Here is a 20404-nt window from a genome sequence, read left to right on the forward strand (position 1 = left end):
AAAACCAGCAACTATGCTGGTTTTTTTAAAATTTCGATTTATAGACCAATCAATAATGTTCTAGCAACTTCACTCATCAACACTTCAGCTACATATAATGCCAAAAATGCTAAAATTGGAGATAAGTCAATCATTCCCATATTGGGTAAAATACGACGGAATGGTGCAAGTAACGGTTCTGCCAACTCATTCACCACTTCAATATAAGGTGAATTAGATTGAGTAAATAAACTCACCCAACCCAAAATAATCGTGGCAAAAATTAAATAACGGCAGAATGTAATTAAATCTTGAATCATGGTAATAAAAGTCAAAACCAGTAGATGCAATGCACCGTGTGGCAATATACCTGCCAAATATGCACTTCCTACAATCTTGAGCAAATATAAAATAACCAATAAAACCAACGCAGCCGAATTTACTCGCCCTTTTGCTAAAGTGGGAAAAATACGACTAAATATATCTACAGCTTTAGTGGCTTTAAACGTAGATAACACTACAGGGTTATATGGCGTTACCATCGCTAATTGCATTAAGAATCTCAAGAATACCAGCAAGATTGCGACATTCATCAAAATACCAAATAGCGTCGAAGTCATTCCCATCGGCTACTTTTCCTACCTTTATTTCTTAATACTGTCACTGAGTTCTTGAGCCAGTTCTTGACTCCGTTTCTGAGCGGCTGCTAAGGCTGCCTGCACATTTTGTGAAATCTGTGCACGATCAAAGACTTCTAGTGCTGCCTGCGTTGTACCATTAGGTGAAGTCACATTTTTACGCAATTCAGCAGGTGTTTTGTCACTACTAATTGCCATTTGTGCTGCGCCTAATGCTGTTTGTAAAGTCAGTGCTGTCGCAACTTTTTCATCTAAGCCCAAGTTTTTACCTGCACGAATCATACTTTCCATCAAATAGAAAAAGTATGCAGGTCCAGAACCAGATACAGCCGTAACCGCATCAATCTGTGCTTCAGTATTCACCCAAAGCCCCAAACCTGTTGCAGCCAAAATCTTTGTGGTGAGATTGCGGTCTTCCTGACTGACGGAAGCATCGGCATACATGCCATGTGCTCCTGTTTGTACCAATGCAGGTGTATTTGGCATCACACGCACAATACGCTGTGTGCCTGTCAAAGCTGCAATCGTATCAATCGTAACACCCGCAACAATCGAAATAATCAGCTTATCTGTAAATAAACCCTGTAATGGTTGCAGTACGCTTGCCAGCACTTGAGGCTTCACTGCCAGAACAACAACATCTGCATTTTCAATCGCTTTTGCATTATCAGTAAAAACACCGATATTTTTTTCCTGTAAAATTGAGCGAATTTGCTCAACAGGATCTGCAACTTGAATTTGACTTTCTGAAAGTCCGCGTGAAATTAGCCCGCCAATCAAGGCTTGAGCCATATTTCCGCCACCAATAAAACTGATATTGCAATTTAAAGCGCTGTTCATGCTCATACTCAACAATGTTTTTAGTGCTCATGAATAAGTTTCGGCTGCCATCCGCCATACTGACAATAACGCGACTGTGCAAGCCAAAACCCTTGAGGGGTAAATACTCCTAGAATAACATCATCTTTTAGCAAAATTTGCACTCGATGACGTAACCAAGGAAAAATTTGTGCATCTTGTAATGCCTTTTTCAGCGGCCATGCACCAATTCGTCCCTGCAAATGTACCTTTTCTCCACCTTGACGCATATGCAGCAAGCAAGTCGTATTCAGCAATTCAGCAGACAAACCATATTCACATTCCGCATACTGATATTGCCCCGAAACAAGCACTATAGGTTGATGTTTATGCAACGTAATTGTTTGCTGCATGGGAAGATGATCAGTTTGCTTACACAAATATTCCCGTGCTGTTAAGCGATAGATCACGTTCTGAAATCGCACATAATAATAAGGCTTGATATACAAACAGGCTTGAGCATCGGCTTTTGACTGAATGACTTCACGTTGCAAACGCTCCACAGCATCCAAACTTGGACGATAAGTCAATTCACCTTTCATCCATACAGATAATAACTGTCGTTGTCGTGCTGCCGTTAATTGCGCTAATACACTCAAGCTTAAATGAGAACCATCCCCACACTTTTTCCAATCCTGCTGAACCACGTCTTGCAAAATATCATCCGCATCTTGCATCAATTGTGCATTACGTGCCAGCGCAGATTGCATTTGAGGGAAGCGTTGTTGCAAGACTTCCCACAGTTCTGTTCGACACCATGCCCGATCATAGTGTGGGTCTGCATTGGTTGGATCAGTCACATAACTCAACTGTAAATCATGTGTCCACTGTTCAATCTGCTCACGAGGGAGATTAAGTAAAGGACGCCAAATGGTCAAATCATCACGAATATCAATTCGGCGCATTGCCGCCAAACCGCCAACACCTGCACCAGACAACAAGCGCAATAAGACCGTTTCAGCCTGATCCTGCTGATGATGAGCCAGTACTAAAACTTCATTCGGTTGTTTATGTTGTAAAAATGCTGCGTAACGCGCATTGCGAGCTTGTTGCTCAAGATTGCCCGAAGCCACATCGACACACTGAACCACACATGCTATATCAAGCTGTCGACAAAAATCTGCCACAACTTTACCCCAAGTTGCACTCGGTTCTTGCAATTGATGGTCAATATAGATAGCGCGAATGCGCTGAGGAAAAAGCGAGTGCAGTAAATATAACAGCAGCATGGAATCCATGCCGCCGCTACATCCGATCAGAAAATTTCGATCTGAAAAATGCTGGTCAGCATCTATTAAGATGCTAGACCTAAGTTGTTGCTGCCAAATTTCATTAAACGTTGATAACGAGCTTCGCATCGTGCTTCAGCATCCATCGATTTTAATTCCGCTAATGCTTCTTTAAGCACTTCACGTAAGTTATCCATGACTTGTTCAGGGTTTAGGTGTGCACCTTCACCTTCATCAACGATATGTTCAACAATACCAATTTTTTGTAGTTTTTCAGCAGTTAATGCTAGAGCTTCACTTGCTTGCTCTGCTTTTTCTGCAGTTTTCCACAAAATAGATGCACAACCTTCAGGTGAAATCACTGAATAGATACTATGTGACAACATGATCACACGGTCAGCAACGCCAATACCCAACGCACCACCAGAACCACCTTCACCCAATACAGTTGCAATCACAGGTACTTTCAAACGAGAAAGTTGTGCAAGGCTTGTTGCAATCGCTTCTGCTTGACCACGCTCTTCAGCGCCTACACCTGGGTATGCACCCATGGTATCGATAAAGGTAAATACAGGTAAGTTAAAACGCTCAGCAAGATCAAGTAAACGCTGTGATTTACGATAACCCTCAGGATTACACATCCCGAAGTTATGCTGTAAACGCTCACGAGTCGTACGACCACGATGTTGACCAACCACCATTACAGGTTGACCTTCAAAGCGCGCCAAACCACCAATCATTGCACCATCGTCACCGAAAACACGGTCACCATGCAACGTATCAAATTCATCAAACAATTCACTTGCATAGTCTAAAAACTGTGGACGCTCAGGATGACGTGCAATTTGTACAGTTTTCCATGCTTTAGATTGAGCAGATTTATTTTTCATAGGTCGAATATTATCCTTGAATTAACCAAATCGAGTTAATCGATAAATTTTTCCGACTGAATGATCAAATCAATGTCCCAATGCTTAAATTGCTCTTGCTCATCGTGCAAATCGGCAACCAGTAATGGCCATTGTTTCGCATCGCCAGAAACAGTTAATTGCCATTGTTGCGCATCCACGACCTCTAATTCAATGGCAGGAAGCATCTGATCACTACGACTATGATTGAGTAAAACTGCCAGTCTCAGCATTAAACAAAGATAGACCAATGACTGCCCACCGACTTTTAAAACATCCATTTTACTTTCATTTCGCAACTTACGGCGATGGTGTGCCACCAGATGAGAGAGATGATTTTGATCGATTTGCGAGAAGCCCGGAATGTCAGAATGTTGCAGTAAATATGCCCCATGGCGATGATAGCCACCGTGACTAATGGCTAAACCAATCTCATGCAAATACGCTGAACGACGAAGTAAGTCACTGTCTTCATTGGTTAATTTTAGTTTATCAACCACAGAATCAAACAAGAACTGTGCTGTTTTTACTACACGTTCTGCCTGTTTTGGATCTGCATTATAACGACCAATTAAAGCTTGTACGCTCCGATCACGGATGTCCTCATGTTTGAAACGACCTAACAGGTCATACATCACACCTTCACGCAATGCACCATCTGAATACATCAAGCGGTCAATGTCCAAAACTTCAAAGACAGCATATAAAATCGCAACCCCAGCTGGCAAAACTGCTCGGCGATCTTCTTTTAGACCTTCAAACTCCATTTCAGAAACATGCTTATATTTAAGCAATTTATCTTTGAGTTTTTCCAAGCCTTCACGCGTAACACTTTCTTGTTCATCGCTCCAGCCCATATTCACCATAATTTGACGACAGGCTTTAATTGTCCCGCTTGAACCTACAACCGTATCCCAACCTTCAGATTTATAGCTGTTTGCAATGGCTGAGAGTTCTTTGCAAGCAGCCACAAAGGCTTTATTGAAATTTTTATAATTAATTTCGCCATCTTCAAAATATTTCTTGGTAAATGCCACACAGCCCATTTGTAAGGACTCTGTATAAAGTGGCTCAAATTCTTCACCAATAATAAATTCAGTCGAACCACCACCAATATCGACCACAAGACGACGCCCACCATTCGCCATGGTATGTGACACACCTAAATAAATTAGGCGAGCTTCTTCACGACCCGCAATAATTTCAATCGGTTTAGGTAAAATTTCAGCAGCTTGCTGAATAAAGTCATGTCCATTTTTGGCTTGGCGTAAAGCATTGGTTGCGACAATTCGCAAACGATTTGGCTGCACCGAACTTAAACGACCAACAAAACGTGCTAGACATGCTAAGCCACGCTGCTGCGCGGCTTCGGTTAAATTCTTATTTTCATCCAATCCAGCAGCAAGCTGTACCTTTTCCGACATTGAAACAACTTTCTTCACTTCACCGTGGTCTACACGGGCAATCGCTAAATGAAAGCTGTTTGACCCCATATCAATTGCAGCGAGCAATTCTTCATCAATCAGAAAATCAGACATTGTGCATTACAAATCAAACTTAATTGTTGCCTAGAGTAATTCACTCATTGCAAATTGAAAAGCGCTTTACTGGCTGAAGCGTGAGTTTTTCTCTAGATTTTCATGATTATTGCCATCGTCGATAAAATCTATCGTGATGTTCCATTAGACAAAAAATCGGCAAGCCTTGAAAATAGCATCATTCATCAGACTATGATGTTGAAAATAGCTGTGTAATACTTATATATCAATATAAATAAAGACAGTGATTGACAACTGATCATATTGGAGCATTTCTATGTCTAACCTTGTTAATACCACAGACGCAGATTTCAAAACTGACGTTCTAGATTCTGAAACCCCTGTACTTGTCGATTTTTGGGCAGGTTGGTGTGGTCCTTGTAAAGCGATTGCTCCTGTTCTAGAAGATTTATCTCGCGAATACGAAGGTAAAGTAAAAGTCGTTAAAGTTGACGTTACGAGCTGTGAAGCAACTGCTGTGAACTACAACATCCGCAACATTCCAGCTTTACTATTGTTTAAAAATGGTGAAGTTGTTGCTCAACAAGTCGGTGCTGTACCTCGTTCACGCCTAGTAGCGTTTATTGACGAAAATATCTAATCGCAAAAATCCGACAAAATACGCAAAAAAAGGCGTATTTTGTTTGGGGAAAATTGACAATTTCTTGGATGTCACTTATATTCTTATTGCTCAAGGAAGGCAAAGCCTTAAGCAAGTCCTTTCTTGCAACACAACACAAAAGATCGCCGCTCGGCACTGCAATTGTTTACTTTGATCTTCGAACAATGAACTAATCAGATCTCTGCGTTTATTGTGCAGTTTTCATTGCATGCGGCTGACTCTTGCATTTATTTCCAAATCGTTACTCTAGATGTTCTTACATCGACACACACTGACCACCTATGAATTTAACTGAACTCAAGAAAAAACCGATTGGCGAACTCATTAAAATTGCTGAGTTTATGGGCCTTGAGGGGATGGCACGTAACCGTAAACAAGACATTATTTTCGCGATTTTAAAACGTCACGCCATGAACGGTGAAGAAATCTTTGGCGATGGTGTTTTAGAAATTTTGTCTGATGGTTTTGGTTTTTTACGTTCAGCAGCAGGCTCTTATCTTGCTGGCCCTGACGATATTTATGTTAGCCCATCTCAAATTCGTCGCTTTAACTTACGTACAGGCGACACAATCGCGGGAACAATTCGCCCACCAAAAGAAGGCGAACGCTATTTTGCATTATTAAAAGTTAATCAAATTAACTACGATACGCCTGAAAACTCGCGTAACAAGATTTTATTCGAGAACTTAACACCATTGTTTCCAACTGAACAATTAATCATGGAACTTGGTAACGGTACAACTGAAGATCTTACAGCTCGTGTTGTTGATTTAATTGCCCCAATCGGTAAAGGTCAACGTTCGATTATCGTCGCGCCGCCAAAAGCGGGTAAAACCATGTTGCTTCAGAACATTGCCCAATCAATTGTTCGTAACAACCCAGAAGTTTTCCTGATTGTCCTTCTGATTGATGAACGCCCTGAAGAAGTAACCGAAATGGAACGCACCGTGCGTGGTGAAGTTGTCGCTTCAACATTTGACGAATCTCCAGCTCGTCACGTTCAAGTTGCTGAAATGGTGATCGAAAAAGCTAAACGTTTAGTTGAGCATAAAAAAGATGTCGTCATTTTGCTCGATTCGATTACACGTTTGGCACGTGCCTATAACACAGTTATTCCATCTTCAGGCAAAGTTTTGACAGGTGGTGTAGATGCTCATGCACTTGAACGTCCAAAACGTTTCTTTGGTGCAGCACGTAACATTGAAGAAGGTGGTTCACTGACTATTATCTCAACTGCATTGATTGAAACAGGCAGTAAGATGGATGACGTGATCTATGAAGAATTCAAAGGTACAGGTAACCAAGAAATTACTCTAGATCGCCGCATTGCCGAAAAACGCGTCTTCCCTGCCATGAACCTGAAAAAATCAGGAACTCGTCGTGAAGAACGCCTAATGAGCGAAGATAATTTACGTAAAGTTTGGATCTTACGTAAACTGCTTCATCCAATGGATGAACTAGCAGCAATGGAATTCTTGTTAGACCGTATGAAAGAAACCAAAACCAATGATGACTTTTTTGAGCAAATGAAGCGCAAACAATAATTCAATCGGTTATTTTCAAGCCATTAACGTTTTTAATGGCTTGAAGTTGACAACTATTACATATTTTCACAATCATTCTGCCAAATTGTTAATTTTTATTTTTAGTCATTTTTTAGACAATTATACACATTCAAAAACTTCTTCATTTTTTCAATAGTTACATCATCATTTATCCAAATCTAATTTCATCTTTTATTGTTATTTTCTGTTAAGAAACTGGTTAAAAATCTCGTTTTTTTTCGTTTTTTTTTCACTCAGCAGTAGTAATTCAATATGCGCAGTGATAGCATATCGGCATGCCAGCAAACTTGCTCCATGCGTTGTTACCTATCGAACGTATAGGGATAATTAAAGCACAAACAAGTTTGCTTCGGTTTTTTTGTCTCTATAATTTATGAGAGTGATGCCATGTTATTCAAGAAAATTGCTATCGCAGCTGCTGTTGCTACAACTTTAGCTTTCGTTGGTTGTGCTAAGAAAACTGAAGAAGCTGCTCCTGCTTCTGCTCCAGCATCTGAAGCTGTTGCTGCTGCTTCTGAAGCTACTACTGCTGCATCTGAAGCTACTGCTGCTGCATCTGAAGCTACTGCTGCTGCATCTGATGCTGCTCCAGTTGCATCTGAAGCTGCTGCTTCTGAAGCTGCTCACTAATTCTTCTGAATTTAGTGAAAAAAGAGAGAGTCTAACGACTCTCTTTTTTTGTGTCCAAATTTTGCTGACTGTTTAATTCAATTGGACAAAGCTGTTGACTCAACACACCTTGTAGCAATCCTTTTAAGCTCTGTAATTGCTGCAACTTATCATCAATCTCTTTTAACTTGCCTTGCAAAGATTCCTGTAATTGCTCAACCGAAAGCTGTTGTTGTAGTGCCAATATTCCAATCAGTTCTGCAATTTCATTGAGTTGAAATCCCAGTGATTTCGCCAACTGAATCAATTCCAAACGAAAAACCATTTGTTCAGTGTAATGTCGATAGCCATTCTCGGCTCTTTGGGACTCGATTAACCCCAATTTTTCATAAAAGCGCAGTGTATCTCGACTTAGACCAACACGTTTACTTAATGCATGAATCAGCATGATTATTCTTCTTGACCTTAGAGTGTACTCCACAGTTTAGGCTAAATCGCAAAACAACCCTACAGGAAAAATTATGGCGATTTTAGTTACAGGCGCAACAGGCTTTTTAGGACGATTCATCGTTTTAAAACTGCTACAACAAAAACAAGATGTCGTTACCCTACTACGCAATCCAGAACAGCAAATGCCAGCTCTATGTGGATGGCTACAAGAGAAAGGCTGTGAAACTGCACATTTAAGCTGTATTCAGGGTGACTTATCACAAACAGATTTGGCAATATCTAGCTTAGATTGGCAGCATTTAGCCCAAGTGGATACCTTAATTCATACGGGTGTTCTATTTGGATGGAATTTAACTACAACACAAGCTCAAAAGACCAATGTTGATGGCAGTTTAGCCCTTATCCAATTGCTAAAAGAACACACACAGCTACAACGCATCATTCTCATTGCTGGTTATATGCTGACATTGAAAGCCCACTTACAAAAATGTGGCGTCAACTTGATAAACCCATTACAAACCAACTGGCAACAGATATACAAAAAACAAGGAAGCTATGAAGCTTCAAAAATTGAGGCGCATTTTCGTAGCCTAGCCCTTGCTCAGCAACTTCAACTTGATTGGACAGTGATTCATCCAGCAACGCTAATTGGTGCATTTGGCACAGGGGAAATTGCAGAGCAGCAAGTATTCACCCAGATTGTTCAACAGATTGCACAAGGCAAAATGCTTGCACTGCCTGGATCAGCCCAACATGTTTTGCCGTGGGTCAGTGTAGATAATGTGGTTGCTTGTATTGCACAATGCCTAAAAGACCCATCCAGTTATCGGCAAGAGTTTTTACTTGTACATCCACAGCATTTATCATTTCACAATGCCGTTAGATTAATTGCTCAGCAGCTTAAGATCCAACCACCTCGCTTTTGCATACCATTGCCGATTCTCGCCACCTTACTCAAATGGCAAGCTCTCGCTCAACGCTTGAATCTATCTCGGGAAATGCTCGATTTCTTACGCACCGAAGCACTGGATCAATCCTATCCTTGCCATACAACACAAACATCATTAGAAGAACAACTGAAACTAAGCACGACTTGGGTACAGCAGCATTATTTATAAAAAAATAAAGGGATGATTAAATCATCCCTTTACTCATTCAAGATTAATTCAATTAATCTTGATCAGATTCATTTCCAACACGTTGACGGAATTTTTGACCCGCACGGAAAGTCACTACACGGCGTGCAGAAATCGGAATTTCTTCGCCAGTTTTCGGATTACGACCAGGGCGTTGACGCTTGTCACGTAGTTCAAAGTTTCCAAACCCCGAAAGTTTTACTTGTTCGCCTGCAATTAATGCTTGGCTAATTTCATCAAAGAATAGCTCAACCATTTGTTTTGCTTCACGACGGTTTAGATTCGTAAGCTCACTCAAATGATCTGCCATTTCTGCTTTTGTTAATGCTGTCATGACGCCCTCAATGTTGCTTGATAAGTGTTTTGCAACACTTCAATGATGTGATCCATACCTGACTTAATTTCAGCATCTTCTAGTGTTCTCGATGGATGTTGCCACAACAGAGCAAATGCCAACGAACGCTTACCATCTTCAACACCTTGTCCAGTGTAGACATCGAACAACCATGTTGAATCAAGCAGCTCTCCACCAGTTTGTTGAATTAACTGCTGAATCTCTTTTACCTCAATCTTATCATCAATTAAAAGCGCAATATCACGTCTAACCGACGGAAAACGTGATAATTCTGTAAAATTAGATACATAAGATTGCAAAACAGCCGTTTGATCGAGTTCAGCCACCCAAGTTATGCCCAAATCCAACTCATTTTCCAATGATGGATGCAAACGACCCAAGTAACCAATTGACTGACCATCCACCACGATTTCAGCAGATTGTCCTGGGTGTAACCACTCACGAGTCGAACGCTGATACTGAACTTTGACGCGTCCAGCCGCAAGAATTTGTTCAACCTCACCCTTCAGATCGAAGAAATCCATTGGCTGAGTTTTCACATGCCACTGTTCTGGCGTACGTGAACCCACCGCAATGAGTGCCAATGTTGGAATTTGTTTTAACTCATCAATATTCGATGCATTTTGATAATCAAAACGTAAGCCAAGCTCAAAGAAACGTACGCGGTTTTGCTGACGGTTCAAGTTGTACTGAACACAAGGAATCAAGCTCGACAACAACGTGCTACGCATCACAGCCAAGTCACTCGAAATTGGGTTTGCCAATGCCAACGGTTGAACATTTGGATTAAGCTGTTTTTCTAACTTCAAGTCAGCAAAGCTAAAGCTGATCGCTTCTTGATAACCCAAAGTCGCCACAGTTTGACGCAATTGAGCCAACTCAAAACGATCTTGGTATTTTGCCAGTTGCACATCAATTTTAGGCAAGCTGATTTGAATGTTGTCATAGCCGTGAATACGTGCCACTTCTTCAATCAAATCTTGGTAAATCGCCATATCATAACGATGCGATGGTGGTACAACTGACCATTCACCCTGTGCTTTCACTGTAACTGCACAGCCTAGACGCGTTAAAGCATCGGTAATAAAGTCACTTGCAACTGAATAACCCAACAATTGATCAACCTGAGCTTGGTTCAATTCAATCGCTTCACGTTTTGGCAATAGTGCTGCTTGCTCAGCCACAGTGACAGGGCCAAATTCACCACCTGCAAGCTGTTGAATCAATTGTGAAGCACGATTCATCGCCAAGATTGGTAATTCAAAGTCTACGCCACGTTCAAAACGCTGAGATGAATCGGTATGTAAACCAAAACGGCGCGCACGTCCTGCAATCGCAAGCGGGCTGAAGAAAGCACTTTCAAGGAAAATATCTTGAGTGTCATCGGTCACGCTTGATGCCAAACCACCCATGATGCCTGCAATTGCCAAAGTTTTTGCATCATCTGCAATGACCATGACATCTTCATTCAACTCAACTTCTTGTTCATTGAGCAATTGAAGTTTTTCTTGAGCCGTAGCTTGACGAACCTGTATCGCACCTTCAAGTTTAGCCAAGTCAAAAGCGTGCATTGGCTGACCCAATTCAAGCAAGACATAGTTAGTGATGTCGACCAAGATGCTATGCGTGCGCACACCTGAACGTGTTAAAGCTTGCTCCATCCATTCTGGAGTTGCAGCTTTCACGTTAACATTTTTAATCACACGACCCAAATAGCGTGGTGCACCTTGAGTAGTGATAACAACTGCTTTTTCATCTGCAATGGTTGCTGCAACAGGCTGAATTTCAGGTTGAGTCACTGCCAACTGGTTAATCACCGCAATTTCACGAGCAATGCCACGAATACTGAAACAGTCACCACGGTTTGGCGTGATTGAAATATCAATGACGTTGTCATCAAGTTTCAAATATTCACGAATGTTAACACCGATTGGCGCATCTTCAGGCAGTTCAAGCAAACCATCAATTTTATCTTCAAGGTCAATTTCTGAAGCACCACACAGCATACCGTGTGATTCAATGCCACGAAGCTTGCCTTTCTTGATTTTAAAATCACCTGGCAAGACTGCACCTACAGTTGCTACAGGCGCTTTCATACCTACACGCACGTTTGGCGCACCACATACGATTTGCAATGGCTCACCCGAACCGATGTTCACGGTAGTGACACGTAAACGATCCGCATCTGGATGTTGTTCTACGGTGAGGACTTCACCAACGACAACACCCGTAAATGCTTTGGCTACAGGTGCAAGTTCATCGACTTCCAGACCCAGCATGGTGAGCTGATCAGACAATGTATCGCTATCAATTGCTGGGTTGACCCACGTACGCAACCAATTTTCGCTAATTTTCATTTCGTAAAAACCTATAAATCTATTTTCAAATCCCTCTCTCACTCTCATTTTACCAACGGAGAGCACCCTATATTTTTCGCTTTTAAAGCCCCTCTCCTTTTAGGAGAGGTTAGGGAGAGGTCTAAATCTGTTTTAAGCAAATTGGCGTAAGAAACGCACATCATTTTGGTAGAACATACGCAAGTCATTGATGCCATAACGCAACATCGCAAAACGCTCTACACCCAAACCAAAGGCAAAACCTTTATATTTTTCAGGATCAATGCCTGCTGCGCTGAGCACATTTGGGTGCACCATGCCACAACCCAACACTTCTAACCAACGACCACGCTCATCCATAATGTCTACTTCGGCACTTGGCTCAGTGAATGGGAAGTAAGATGGACGGAAACGTACTTTCAAATCTTTCTCAAAGAATTCGTTCAGCAAGTTCACCAACAAGCCTTTCAATTCAGCAAAGCTGGTGTTTTCAGCCACATATAAACCTTCGATTTGATGGAACATTGGCGAGTGAGTTTGGTCAGAGTCACAACGATAAACACGACCGGGACACACAATACGAATCGGTGGTTGCGACGTTTCCATGGTACGGATTTGCACACCAGAAGTATGGGTACGTAGCAAATGCGATGCATCAAAATAGAAAGTATCGTGCATGGCACGTGCAGGGTGATGCCCCGGAATGTTCAGTGCTTCAAAGTTATGATAATCGTCTTCAACTTCTGGACCAGTTGCAACTGTAAAACCAGCTTTGGTAAAGAACTGACAAATCCGTTCTTGAACCTGAGTCACAGGATGAAGACTTCCCATGCTTTGACCACGACCCGGCAAGGTAATGTCGATAGTTTCACTGGCCAATTTAGCATTCAGTGCTTGTTGTTGTAATACAGTTTGGCGCTCAGTCAAAGCATTGTTGATTGCTTCACGAACTGCGTGAATTTTTGCACCTTCAACTTTACGTTGTTCAGGATCCATTTTCCCTAAGGATTTTGACTGCTCTGCAAGCTGACTCTTTTTACCTGTAAACTGCACTCGTACTTGGTCAAGTGTAGCAAGATCTTGAGCTGCAGCAATTGCATCCAGCGCTTCAGTGGTCAGGGCTTCCAGTGACATAATTTCTCTCAAAGCATCGATGTTAAAAAATAAATTAAACTTGTCATTCTAACAGCTTTTATGCGTGTTGATGAGACTTACACACGATGAAAATTCTAATACCATCCTGATTTGTAAAAAGTATAAGATATTGTGATCGCAATACTGAGAAACACTATGGCACTCGACCCAATTTGGAAGCAACAACTGACTTTAGTGACTTATGGCAATGAATATCTGAGCCACGGTCTGAGTGTACAGCAATGGCGACAGCTCCCGATTTTCGACCAACATGCTTTTGTATTTCGTGATCTGATGTCACAGCATCTGGTTGCACAGCATTTTCAAATTTGGCTAGAACATCTGAAAAAACAGGGTGCAACTCGTTTGAGTTTACATGCGTCCAGTATGCTGAATGAAGAAAAAAACCCGAATCCAAACATTGAACTACTGCCCTACTCACATTTTATTGTCAGCCACCATGACAAGAAAAAAACCGCTTGGGTGTTTGGCAATGAACTGGCTGAATGGTTGAGTACCGAACAGGAATTTGTGATTCCAGATGCTCAGAAAAGCTCAACTCGCCAAGAAACGTTATGGAATTTTGAACTCAATAGCAAACTCTACAAAAAAATTCAGGCTGATTTACAAGCCCCAGAATGGGAACGTATTCAGCAATATCTGACTCAGGAATTGTTTAACACAACTTATGCGCAAAATGTACTGCAACAACGCTTCATTGAACAACACTACACAGGCTTTAACCTGACTCAACCACAAAAGATTAATCTTGATGCTGAAGCAAAATCCGCGCTCCTTCCTGCACAATATCAAGCAACCCTAAGCAATGAATTATTATTTAAACTTGAAGCGCTTGAACTCGATTTAGCCGAACAGGCTAAAATTCAAAGTGAAGAAAATCAAGCTTTTGCATCTGTCGATGAACAACGTGCATTAAAACATTTCTCGACAAAACTGGATGATTTATTTAGCAAATTTATTGTTAAAACCGCAAATCATTATCAGACCGCACAGCGTAAAATCATCGAACCTGAAACACCATTTGAAATACCTGCAGCGGCACCTCAAGCTCAAAGTTATGCCAATCTAAATTTGAATAAATCTACAGCGACAGAGCCTCACAAGCATCAGATTTCCAATAAAAATGTTGCCGCTTTAGTGATCATCACCGTCTTGATTTGCGCTTTGGCATATTATTTTGGTTTTTAAAATATCAATCCGATGGGAATATCCACAGGATTGACCCATCTTTTTTCATGTATTAACCTCTTTTTAATTTTAAACAATTATAAATATATATTTTCAATGCTTTCTAAGTGGCGATTAAGGATAAAACCATGAAGATCAATCTCCATATTTTAAGCAGTTTGAGCTTAGTGATCGGATTAAGCTTACCCATCGTAAGTTGGGCACAAACTGAACCTGCCAACAATACCCATGAAGTCAATCAACGACTTGACTTCTTGTATGGTGAACATGCGTCTTATCAAAAATTTCTAAAAGATTTTCAAGTCGCTACGCAAGAACGAGAAAAAACCAAAGTCGCAAGCATGATTCATTACCCGATCAAAATTAATTTAGAGGGTAAAAAGATCACTTTTAAATCTGCTCAAGAGCTGCTGAAACGTTATGATGATATTTTCGACCCAATGTTGGTCAATGTGATTCAAGCGCAAAAATATGAAAATGTGTTTGCCAATACACAGGGCATCATGATTGGTGAAAGTGGAGAACTTTGGTTTTCAGGATTTTGCCTAGATAAAAGTTGTAAGAAAGTCAGCATTAAAATTATTGCGATTAATAAATAGATTTGAATGGCGCAGTTACCAAACTGCGCCATTTAATGGATCAGATCGACTGTAAATGTGTTCTTGCCTGCATCAGTGCAAAACCAAGTAGGTTTAAACCCTGCCATTTTTCAGGATACTCAGCTTTTTCATCGTCTTGTGCCAAACCAATTCCCCAAATCTTGTCAACGGGTGATGCTTCAACCAAAACCCGTTCACCTGTTGCCAACAAGAAATCTTTTAGCACAGCGTGCTGAGAGAATTTAGCAATACTTCCCTGCACGACAATCTCAAAACGATGCGCCAACCAAACAGTTTCATCGTAGTCTTTGACCAAACGACCCAGTTTTTTGGCCTGATTCGGGTGTTCCGATGCCAGAATTTTTTCAAAAACTACATCATCTGCAAATAATTTGGCTTTTTGCGCCATCATATAATGCTCTGCGGTTGCATAATAAATACCATCAATCTCAAATGCACTCGGATACCACTGGCTCAAACAGCTTTTATCAACAATCTTTGGATCTTTGGGTGTATGTCCCCAAAAGCAGAGATATTTGAATTTTTTCCCTTGTTGTCGGGATTGTATTAATTGTTCTAAAAAACCATGATCATTCATTTTGTTTATTCTCATTTTAGACCAACCCAAAGAAACTCAGGTTGAACTTATATTCTGATTATTTTAACCAATAAAAAAGACCGCAAAATGCGGCCTTTTTTGAATCTCTAAGCTTATGCAGCTAAAGCACCTTTAGCTTTTTCAGCTAAAGCAGCGAAAGCAACTGCATCATGCATAGCGATGTCAGCTAACACGCGACGGTCGATGATCACTTGAGCTTTTTTCAAGCCATCGATCATGCGGCTGTAAGACAAACCGTTTTGACGAGCACCAGCGTTGATACGCGCAATCCATAGAGCACGGAATTGACGTTTTTTCTGACGACGGTCACGGTAAGCGTATTGACCAGCTTTGATTACCGCTTGGAACGCTACGCGATAAACGCGTGAACGAGCACCATAGTAACCTTTAGCACGAGCGAGAATTTTTTTGTGACGACGATGAGCCACTACACCACGTTTTACACGAGCCATTTATAAATCTCCTTAGATGTATGGGCACATACGACGAACTGAAGCAACGTCACTCACGTGAACCATTACACAGCCGCGCAACTGACGAATACGCTTAGCAGATTTTTTGGTCAAAATGTGGCGTTTGAACGCTTGTTTACGCTTGAAACCGTTAGCAGTCGCTTTGAAACGTTTAGCTGCACCACGGCGAGTTTTTAACTTAGCCATAACAACCTCTTTAAGCACCTGTTCGGCACGTTTGCACCATTGCAATAACGACCTGCAGGTAAGGAAGGCGGTATTTTATAGCAACTCTGCTCAAAACAAAAGCATTTCCCTCGCTAATTTTGTCAATGATCTTGCAATTCTTTCAGCACAAGCGGCCATAGGTTTTGATGGCTTCGTTTAAACCATGCCATGTGTCCAATTTCTTGATGTTTCCATTCTCTTGGCGCCAATTCGATACGCTTCTTTTGAGCATTCGGATATAACCGCAACAGGTCTTCTACATTGGTTTTTGTCGCAATTTCATCATCTATTGCATGGATTGCAGTCATCGGAATTTGAATCTCGTCATGAAAGTCATGAAAAATACTTTTCCCCAACGCATTTTCAATATATCCCGCTTGGCTACAGAACTCTCGCCACTGCCGTGCAACCGCTTTGGGTAGATTTTCACCCATACCAATCCATCGGCTTGCGCCATAACCAAATAACTGGCTTGAAAATGGAAACAATACGTTAAACATCACAGGGGCAAACCATTTTGTTTGACCGCTTAAGCCTTTGACATAACCTGTTGAGCCTGCCACAGCCACAAGCTTTGCCACTCGATGGTAATTGGGTACAACACCGAGCAATTGCCCACCTGCACTATGCCCAATCATCAAAACTTGTGATTTCTGGGTTCGTTGCAGCAAGTACTCAATTGCCGCAGGAATATCCAGCATGCCCCAATCTTGAATACTGGCTTGAGAGTCTTTGAGTTTTCCATGTAAAGATTCCCCGATCCCACGAAAATCAAAACATAAAACATCATAACCCTGCTCAAATAACCAAGTTGCAAACGCTTGATAAAATCCCTGACGAATACCTGTTGCAGGACAGATCAGAATGGGTAAAGTCGGCACAGATGATTGATGTTGATAGAAAGATCCTGTCAAGCAATAACCATCTCGGCAATACAGATGAACTTTTTCAGGTTGGATCATCAGCGTATACTCTATTCATGAAAATTCACTATAAAATATCCAAGCGTCAAATGACTAATTCAAAACTTGTGCCACTCAGTCACCTTATTTTTATGATTAATTTATCTTAAAAATTTATAAGGTTTTACACCATATTCAATAAGTAAAATCTCAAATTACGAGAGTAATATTGATTAAATCTCGCTATACTTGAATTCTTTACTCAACTTACTTTCTAAGATCATGCACACAAAACAGGATGCTTTTGCTGCACTTCGCTATCGTGATTTCACTATTATTACCATAAATCAACTTTGTCTTACGCTTGGCATTCTCATTCAGGAAGTGATTGTCGGGTACAGCCTCTACCAAATTACCAAAGACCCGTTGACCCTCGGGATGATCGGTCTAGCGGAAGCAATCCCATTTATTACCCTGTCTTTATGGGGCGGTTATTTTGCTGACAAATTCAATAAACAGACCATTATGAAAATCTGTTTATTTTTCTCTTTCCCATTACCTTTGGTTTTGTGGACATTATTTTACCGTTTTGATTCAAACCACCTTTCTGTTGAACTACTCAAATGGGGAATCTACAGCGTTATTTTCTGTTTTGGGGTTATTCGTGGTTTTTACTCTCCTGCTGCAACGTCACTCAAACCGTTTCTTATTCCTCGTGAGTTATATACCAATGGTGCAACATGGACGACCATTGGTTGGCAAAGCGGTGTCATCTTAGGCCCAATGCTCGGCGGTTTCATGTTGGCAGGTTTAGGGCGTGAAACCAGTTTACTGAGTGTTGCACTACTGATGTTTATTTGCTTCTGCTTGGTTAATATTCTGCAAAAACGTGAATTTCCTGCCATGGAAAAAGCAGATCTTTGGTCAAGTATGCAAGAAGGTTTCCGCTTTATCTGGAATACCAAAATTGTCCTTTGGGCGATTTCACTGGATTTGGTCTCCGTTTTATTTGGTGGCGTGGTGGCACTCTTACCCATTTTTGCATCCGATATTTTAAAAACAGGACCTGAAGGTTTGGGTTTATTACGTGCTGCGCCATCAATTGGCGCACTCTTCACCATGATTATTTTAACCCGCTTTCCACCAACACAACACGCTTGGCGTAATATGTTGCTGGCTGTTGCAGGATTTGGGGTATTCACCTTAATCTTTGCATTCTCAAATTATATGTGGCTCTCATTATTCGCACTCATGATGACGGGCGCATGTGACAGTATTTCCGTGGTCATTCGCCAAACCATTTTGCAACTCTATCCACCTGAAAATATGCGAGGTCGTGTTGCTGCGGTGAATGGTATGTTTGTATCGAGCAGTAATGAACTCGGTGCTTTTGAATCAGGATTGACTGCAAAATATATGGGAACCATTACTGCCACCATTTTTGGCGGCTGCATGACGCTCGGTGTTGTAGTCTTAAGCTGGATCAAGACCAGTGAGCTTTTTGGTGTCGATATTAATCAAGGGCATGATGAACAAAAAGCCCTTTCAGATGAAGCATAAACCATAAAAAATGACCTCTGATGAGGTCATTTTTTTGATGCTACACCGCTAGATTTATAGTGTAATGGCTAAGGCACGCTGTACCGCAGGTCGGTCATTCATACGCTGCATATACGCTTGAACGTTTGGAAAGTCATCTAATGCAATATCTTGCCATTCATAACGACGCAACCATGGGAAAATTGCCATATCTGCAATTGAATACTCCCCTGCAACATAATCCTGACCAATCAACTGCTTCTCTAACACACCATATAAACGCTTGCTTTCATTGACATAACGATCGATAGCATATGGAATTTTTTCTTTTGCAAAACGATTAAAATGATGATTTTGTCCCAACATTGGGCCTAAGCCCCCCATTTGCCACATGAGCCATTGTTCTACTTCAACCCGTTGCTGCTCATCGCTTGGGTAAAATAAACCTGTTTTTCGACCTAAATATTGCAGAATTGCGCCCGACTCAAATACAGAAATTGGCTCACCCTGTGGGCCATTTTGATCAACAATTGCTGGAATTTTATTATTTGGTGAAATTTTTAAGAAATCTGGCTGAAACTGATCATCTTCTGAGATATTAATTGGGAAAAGTTGATATTCAAGCCCCATTTCTTCTAGTGCAATCGTTATCTTATGCCCATTGGGTGTACCCCAATAATAGAGATCAATCATTTGAATTCCTTTGCCTATTTGAGTAAATCAGTATTCATGCGCTTGTTATAGCATGTTTTAAGCAGCGTTCTAAAACATTTAAACTGATAAAAACCTTCAATTTTTCAAGATAAAAATCAATTTAAAAAATCATATCATGAGAATCTTAAAATTTTATTTTAATCTTAATTCTGTCATTCTATTCATGCGTTCCTTTGCATAAAAAAAGCACCACTCAAATGAGCAGTGCTTTTTTACGTCAAATTAGACAATTACTTTTTCTTTTTCGGTCCAAGTAACATGCCCATTTGGCGACCTTCCATTTTTGGTGCTTGTTCAACGACACCAATCTCAGCAACGTCAGCTTCAATTTTTTGCAATTGAGCTAGACCCAATTGTTGGTGAGCCATTTCACGACCACGGAAACGTAAAGTAATTTTAACTTTGTTCCCTTCTTCCAAGAAACGAATAATCGCACGCAATTTAACTTGATAATCACCTACATCCGTTGCAGGACGTAATTTGATTTCTTTCACTTGCACTTGATGCTGTTTTTTCTTCGCATCTTTCTGCTTTTGCTTCAGATCAAACAAGTGCTTGTTGAAATCCATGATTTTACAAACAGGTGGCTCTGCATTAGCAACGATCTCAACAAGGTCAAGATCAGCATCTTCTGCAGCTCGCAATGCTTCATTTAATGAAACAATTCCTTTTTGTTCACCTTCAGCATCAATAAGCCGTACCTCTTTGGCACGAATCTCAGTGTTCAATGCTGGACGATTGCTTTTACCACCTTGTTGTTGGTTACGATCAGGCTGTTTAATCTT

The 20404-nt window shown here is 41.0% G+C and carries 22 protein-coding genes; 7 read left to right on the forward strand and 15 right to left on the reverse strand.

Translation table 11 applies throughout. The features are described 5' to 3' along the window. Positions 1 to 38: 38 nt before the first annotated feature. The 5 genes from LVY74_RS05965 to ppx are packed head-to-tail and all read right to left on the reverse strand — an operon-like array spanning position 39 to position 5150. The gene (locus tag LVY74_RS05965; RefSeq protein ID WP_237814258.1) at positions 39 to 605 is read right to left on the reverse strand and encodes a YggT family protein; all 567 of its coding nucleotides are present in this window, start codon (positions 603 to 605) and stop codon (positions 39 to 41) included. An 18-nt stretch (positions 606 to 623) separates the two neighbouring features. Then, positions 624 to 1463 (reverse strand): pyrroline-5-carboxylate reductase, encoded by an 840-nt coding sequence (proC, locus tag LVY74_RS05970; RefSeq protein WP_171492603.1) that lies wholly within the window; start codon positions 1461 to 1463, stop codon positions 624 to 626. 14 nt (positions 1464 to 1477) lie between these two features. Further along, positions 1478 to 2833: a tRNA lysidine(34) synthetase TilS gene (gene tilS, locus LVY74_RS05975; RefSeq protein ID WP_237814259.1), complete on the reverse strand. Its 1356-nt coding sequence runs from the start codon at positions 2831 to 2833 to the stop codon at positions 1478 to 1480. Continuing rightward, complete coding sequence (locus tag LVY74_RS05980) at positions 2770 to 3594, reverse strand: acetyl-CoA carboxylase carboxyltransferase subunit alpha (RefSeq protein ID WP_237814260.1); 825 nt, start codon at positions 3592 to 3594, stop codon at positions 2770 to 2772. The genes tilS and LVY74_RS05980 overlap by 64 nt, the downstream gene beginning before the upstream one ends. 35 nt (positions 3595 to 3629) lie before the next feature. Next, positions 3630 to 5150, reverse strand: coding sequence for an exopolyphosphatase (ppx, locus tag LVY74_RS05985; protein ID WP_237814262.1), 1521 nt, complete (start codon positions 5148 to 5150; stop codon positions 3630 to 3632). A 277-nt stretch (positions 5151 to 5427) separates the two neighbouring features. On the opposite strand from ppx, the gene trxA reads away from it, so the two are divergent. From trxA to LVY74_RS06000, 3 genes are all read left to right on the forward strand, one after another. Then, positions 5428 to 5751, forward strand: coding sequence for a thioredoxin (gene trxA / locus LVY74_RS05990; protein WP_151710120.1), 324 nt, complete (start codon positions 5428 to 5430; stop codon positions 5749 to 5751). A gap of 302 nt (positions 5752 to 6053) precedes the next feature. After that, positions 6054 to 7316 carry a transcription termination factor Rho gene (rho, locus tag LVY74_RS05995; protein ID WP_111893146.1) on the forward strand — a complete coding sequence of 421 codons (1263 nt, stop codon included), beginning with the start codon at positions 6054 to 6056 and terminating at the stop codon, positions 7314 to 7316. A gap of 408 nt (positions 7317 to 7724) precedes the next feature. Continuing rightward, positions 7725 to 7967, forward strand: coding sequence for a hypothetical protein (locus tag LVY74_RS06000; RefSeq protein WP_237814264.1), 243 nt, complete (start codon positions 7725 to 7727; stop codon positions 7965 to 7967). A 31-nt stretch (positions 7968 to 7998) separates the two neighbouring features. Here LVY74_RS06000 and LVY74_RS06005 read toward each other — a convergent pair whose 3' ends face one another. Next, positions 7999 to 8394, reverse strand: coding sequence for a MerR family transcriptional regulator (locus LVY74_RS06005; RefSeq protein ID WP_237814266.1), 396 nt, complete (start codon positions 8392 to 8394; stop codon positions 7999 to 8001). A 73-nt stretch (positions 8395 to 8467) separates the two neighbouring features. Here LVY74_RS06005 and LVY74_RS06010 point away from each other — a divergent pair, with 73 nt between their 5' ends. After that, positions 8468 to 9514 (forward strand): SDR family oxidoreductase, encoded by a 1047-nt coding sequence (locus tag LVY74_RS06010; RefSeq protein ID WP_237814267.1) that lies wholly within the window; start codon positions 8468 to 8470, stop codon positions 9512 to 9514. A gap of 52 nt (positions 9515 to 9566) precedes the next feature. Here the strand turns inward: LVY74_RS06010 and LVY74_RS06015 are convergent, their stop codons facing one another. From LVY74_RS06015 to pheS, 3 genes are all read right to left on the reverse strand, one after another. Then, the gene (locus tag LVY74_RS06015; protein ID WP_151710908.1) at positions 9567 to 9866 is read right to left on the reverse strand and encodes an integration host factor subunit alpha; all 300 of its coding nucleotides are present in this window, start codon (positions 9864 to 9866) and stop codon (positions 9567 to 9569) included. Then, a complete protein-coding gene (gene pheT / locus LVY74_RS06020; RefSeq protein ID WP_237814268.1) occupies positions 9863 to 12244 on the reverse strand; it encodes a phenylalanine--tRNA ligase subunit beta in 2382 nt (793 codons plus the stop codon). Before pheT ends, LVY74_RS06015 begins: the two co-directional genes overlap by 4 nt. A 132-nt stretch (positions 12245 to 12376) precedes the next feature. Further along, entirely contained in the window at positions 12377 to 13357 is a 981-nt protein-coding gene (gene pheS / locus LVY74_RS06025; RefSeq protein WP_111893152.1) for a phenylalanine--tRNA ligase subunit alpha, read from the reverse strand. A 156-nt stretch (positions 13358 to 13513) separates the two neighbouring features. On the opposite strand from pheS, the gene LVY74_RS06030 reads away from it, so the two are divergent. Both LVY74_RS06030 and LVY74_RS06035 read left to right on the forward strand, forming a co-directional pair. Then, positions 13514 to 14566, forward strand: coding sequence for a hypothetical protein (locus tag LVY74_RS06030; RefSeq protein ID WP_237814270.1), 1053 nt, complete (start codon positions 13514 to 13516; stop codon positions 14564 to 14566). A gap of 128 nt (positions 14567 to 14694) precedes the next feature. Beyond that, complete coding sequence (locus LVY74_RS06035) at positions 14695 to 15165, forward strand: hypothetical protein (protein WP_237814271.1); 471 nt, start codon at positions 14695 to 14697, stop codon at positions 15163 to 15165. Positions 15166 to 15205: 40 nt separating this feature from the next. On the opposite strand, the gene LVY74_RS06040 is transcribed toward LVY74_RS06035, so the two are convergent. The 4 genes from LVY74_RS06040 to LVY74_RS06055 all read right to left on the reverse strand — a co-directional run bounded on the left by LVY74_RS06040 (position 15206) and on the right by LVY74_RS06055 (position 17426). After that, positions 15206 to 15763 carry an NADAR family protein gene (locus tag LVY74_RS06040; protein ID WP_237814273.1) on the reverse strand — a complete coding sequence of 186 codons (558 nt, stop codon included), beginning with the start codon at positions 15761 to 15763 and terminating at the stop codon, positions 15206 to 15208. 113 nt (positions 15764 to 15876) lie between these two features. Continuing rightward, positions 15877 to 16236 (reverse strand): 50S ribosomal protein L20, encoded by a 360-nt coding sequence (gene rplT, locus LVY74_RS06045; RefSeq protein ID WP_000124858.1) that lies wholly within the window; start codon positions 16234 to 16236, stop codon positions 15877 to 15879. A 12-nt stretch (positions 16237 to 16248) separates the two neighbouring features. Further along, positions 16249 to 16443, reverse strand: coding sequence for a 50S ribosomal protein L35 (gene rpmI, locus LVY74_RS06050; RefSeq protein ID WP_001096359.1), 195 nt, complete (start codon positions 16441 to 16443; stop codon positions 16249 to 16251). Between the two features lie 122 nt (positions 16444 to 16565). Then, a complete protein-coding gene (locus LVY74_RS06055) occupies positions 16566 to 17426 on the reverse strand; it encodes an alpha/beta hydrolase family protein (RefSeq protein ID WP_237814275.1) in 861 nt (286 codons plus the stop codon). Positions 17427 to 17648: 222 nt separating this feature from the next. Here LVY74_RS06055 and LVY74_RS06060 point away from each other — a divergent pair, with 222 nt between their 5' ends. After that, a complete protein-coding gene (locus tag LVY74_RS06060; RefSeq protein WP_237814276.1) occupies positions 17649 to 18926 on the forward strand; it encodes an MFS transporter in 1278 nt (425 codons plus the stop codon). Positions 18927 to 18980: 54 nt separating this feature from the next. Here LVY74_RS06060 and LVY74_RS06065 read toward each other — a convergent pair whose 3' ends face one another. After that, positions 18981 to 19598, reverse strand: coding sequence for a glutathione S-transferase family protein (locus LVY74_RS06065; RefSeq protein WP_151710746.1), 618 nt, complete (start codon positions 19596 to 19598; stop codon positions 18981 to 18983). Between the two features lie 251 nt (positions 19599 to 19849). After that, positions 19850 to 20401 carry a translation initiation factor IF-3 gene (infC, locus tag LVY74_RS06070; protein WP_111893163.1) on the reverse strand — a complete coding sequence of 184 codons (552 nt, stop codon included), beginning with the start codon at positions 20399 to 20401 and terminating at the stop codon, positions 19850 to 19852. Positions 20402 to 20404 lie beyond the last annotated feature (3 nt).

Origin of the sequence: Acinetobacter sp. ME22 (genome assembly GCF_022012315.1) — a bacterium.
GTDB classification, from domain to species: domain Bacteria; phylum Pseudomonadota; class Gammaproteobacteria; order Pseudomonadales; family Moraxellaceae; genus Acinetobacter; species Acinetobacter brisouii_A.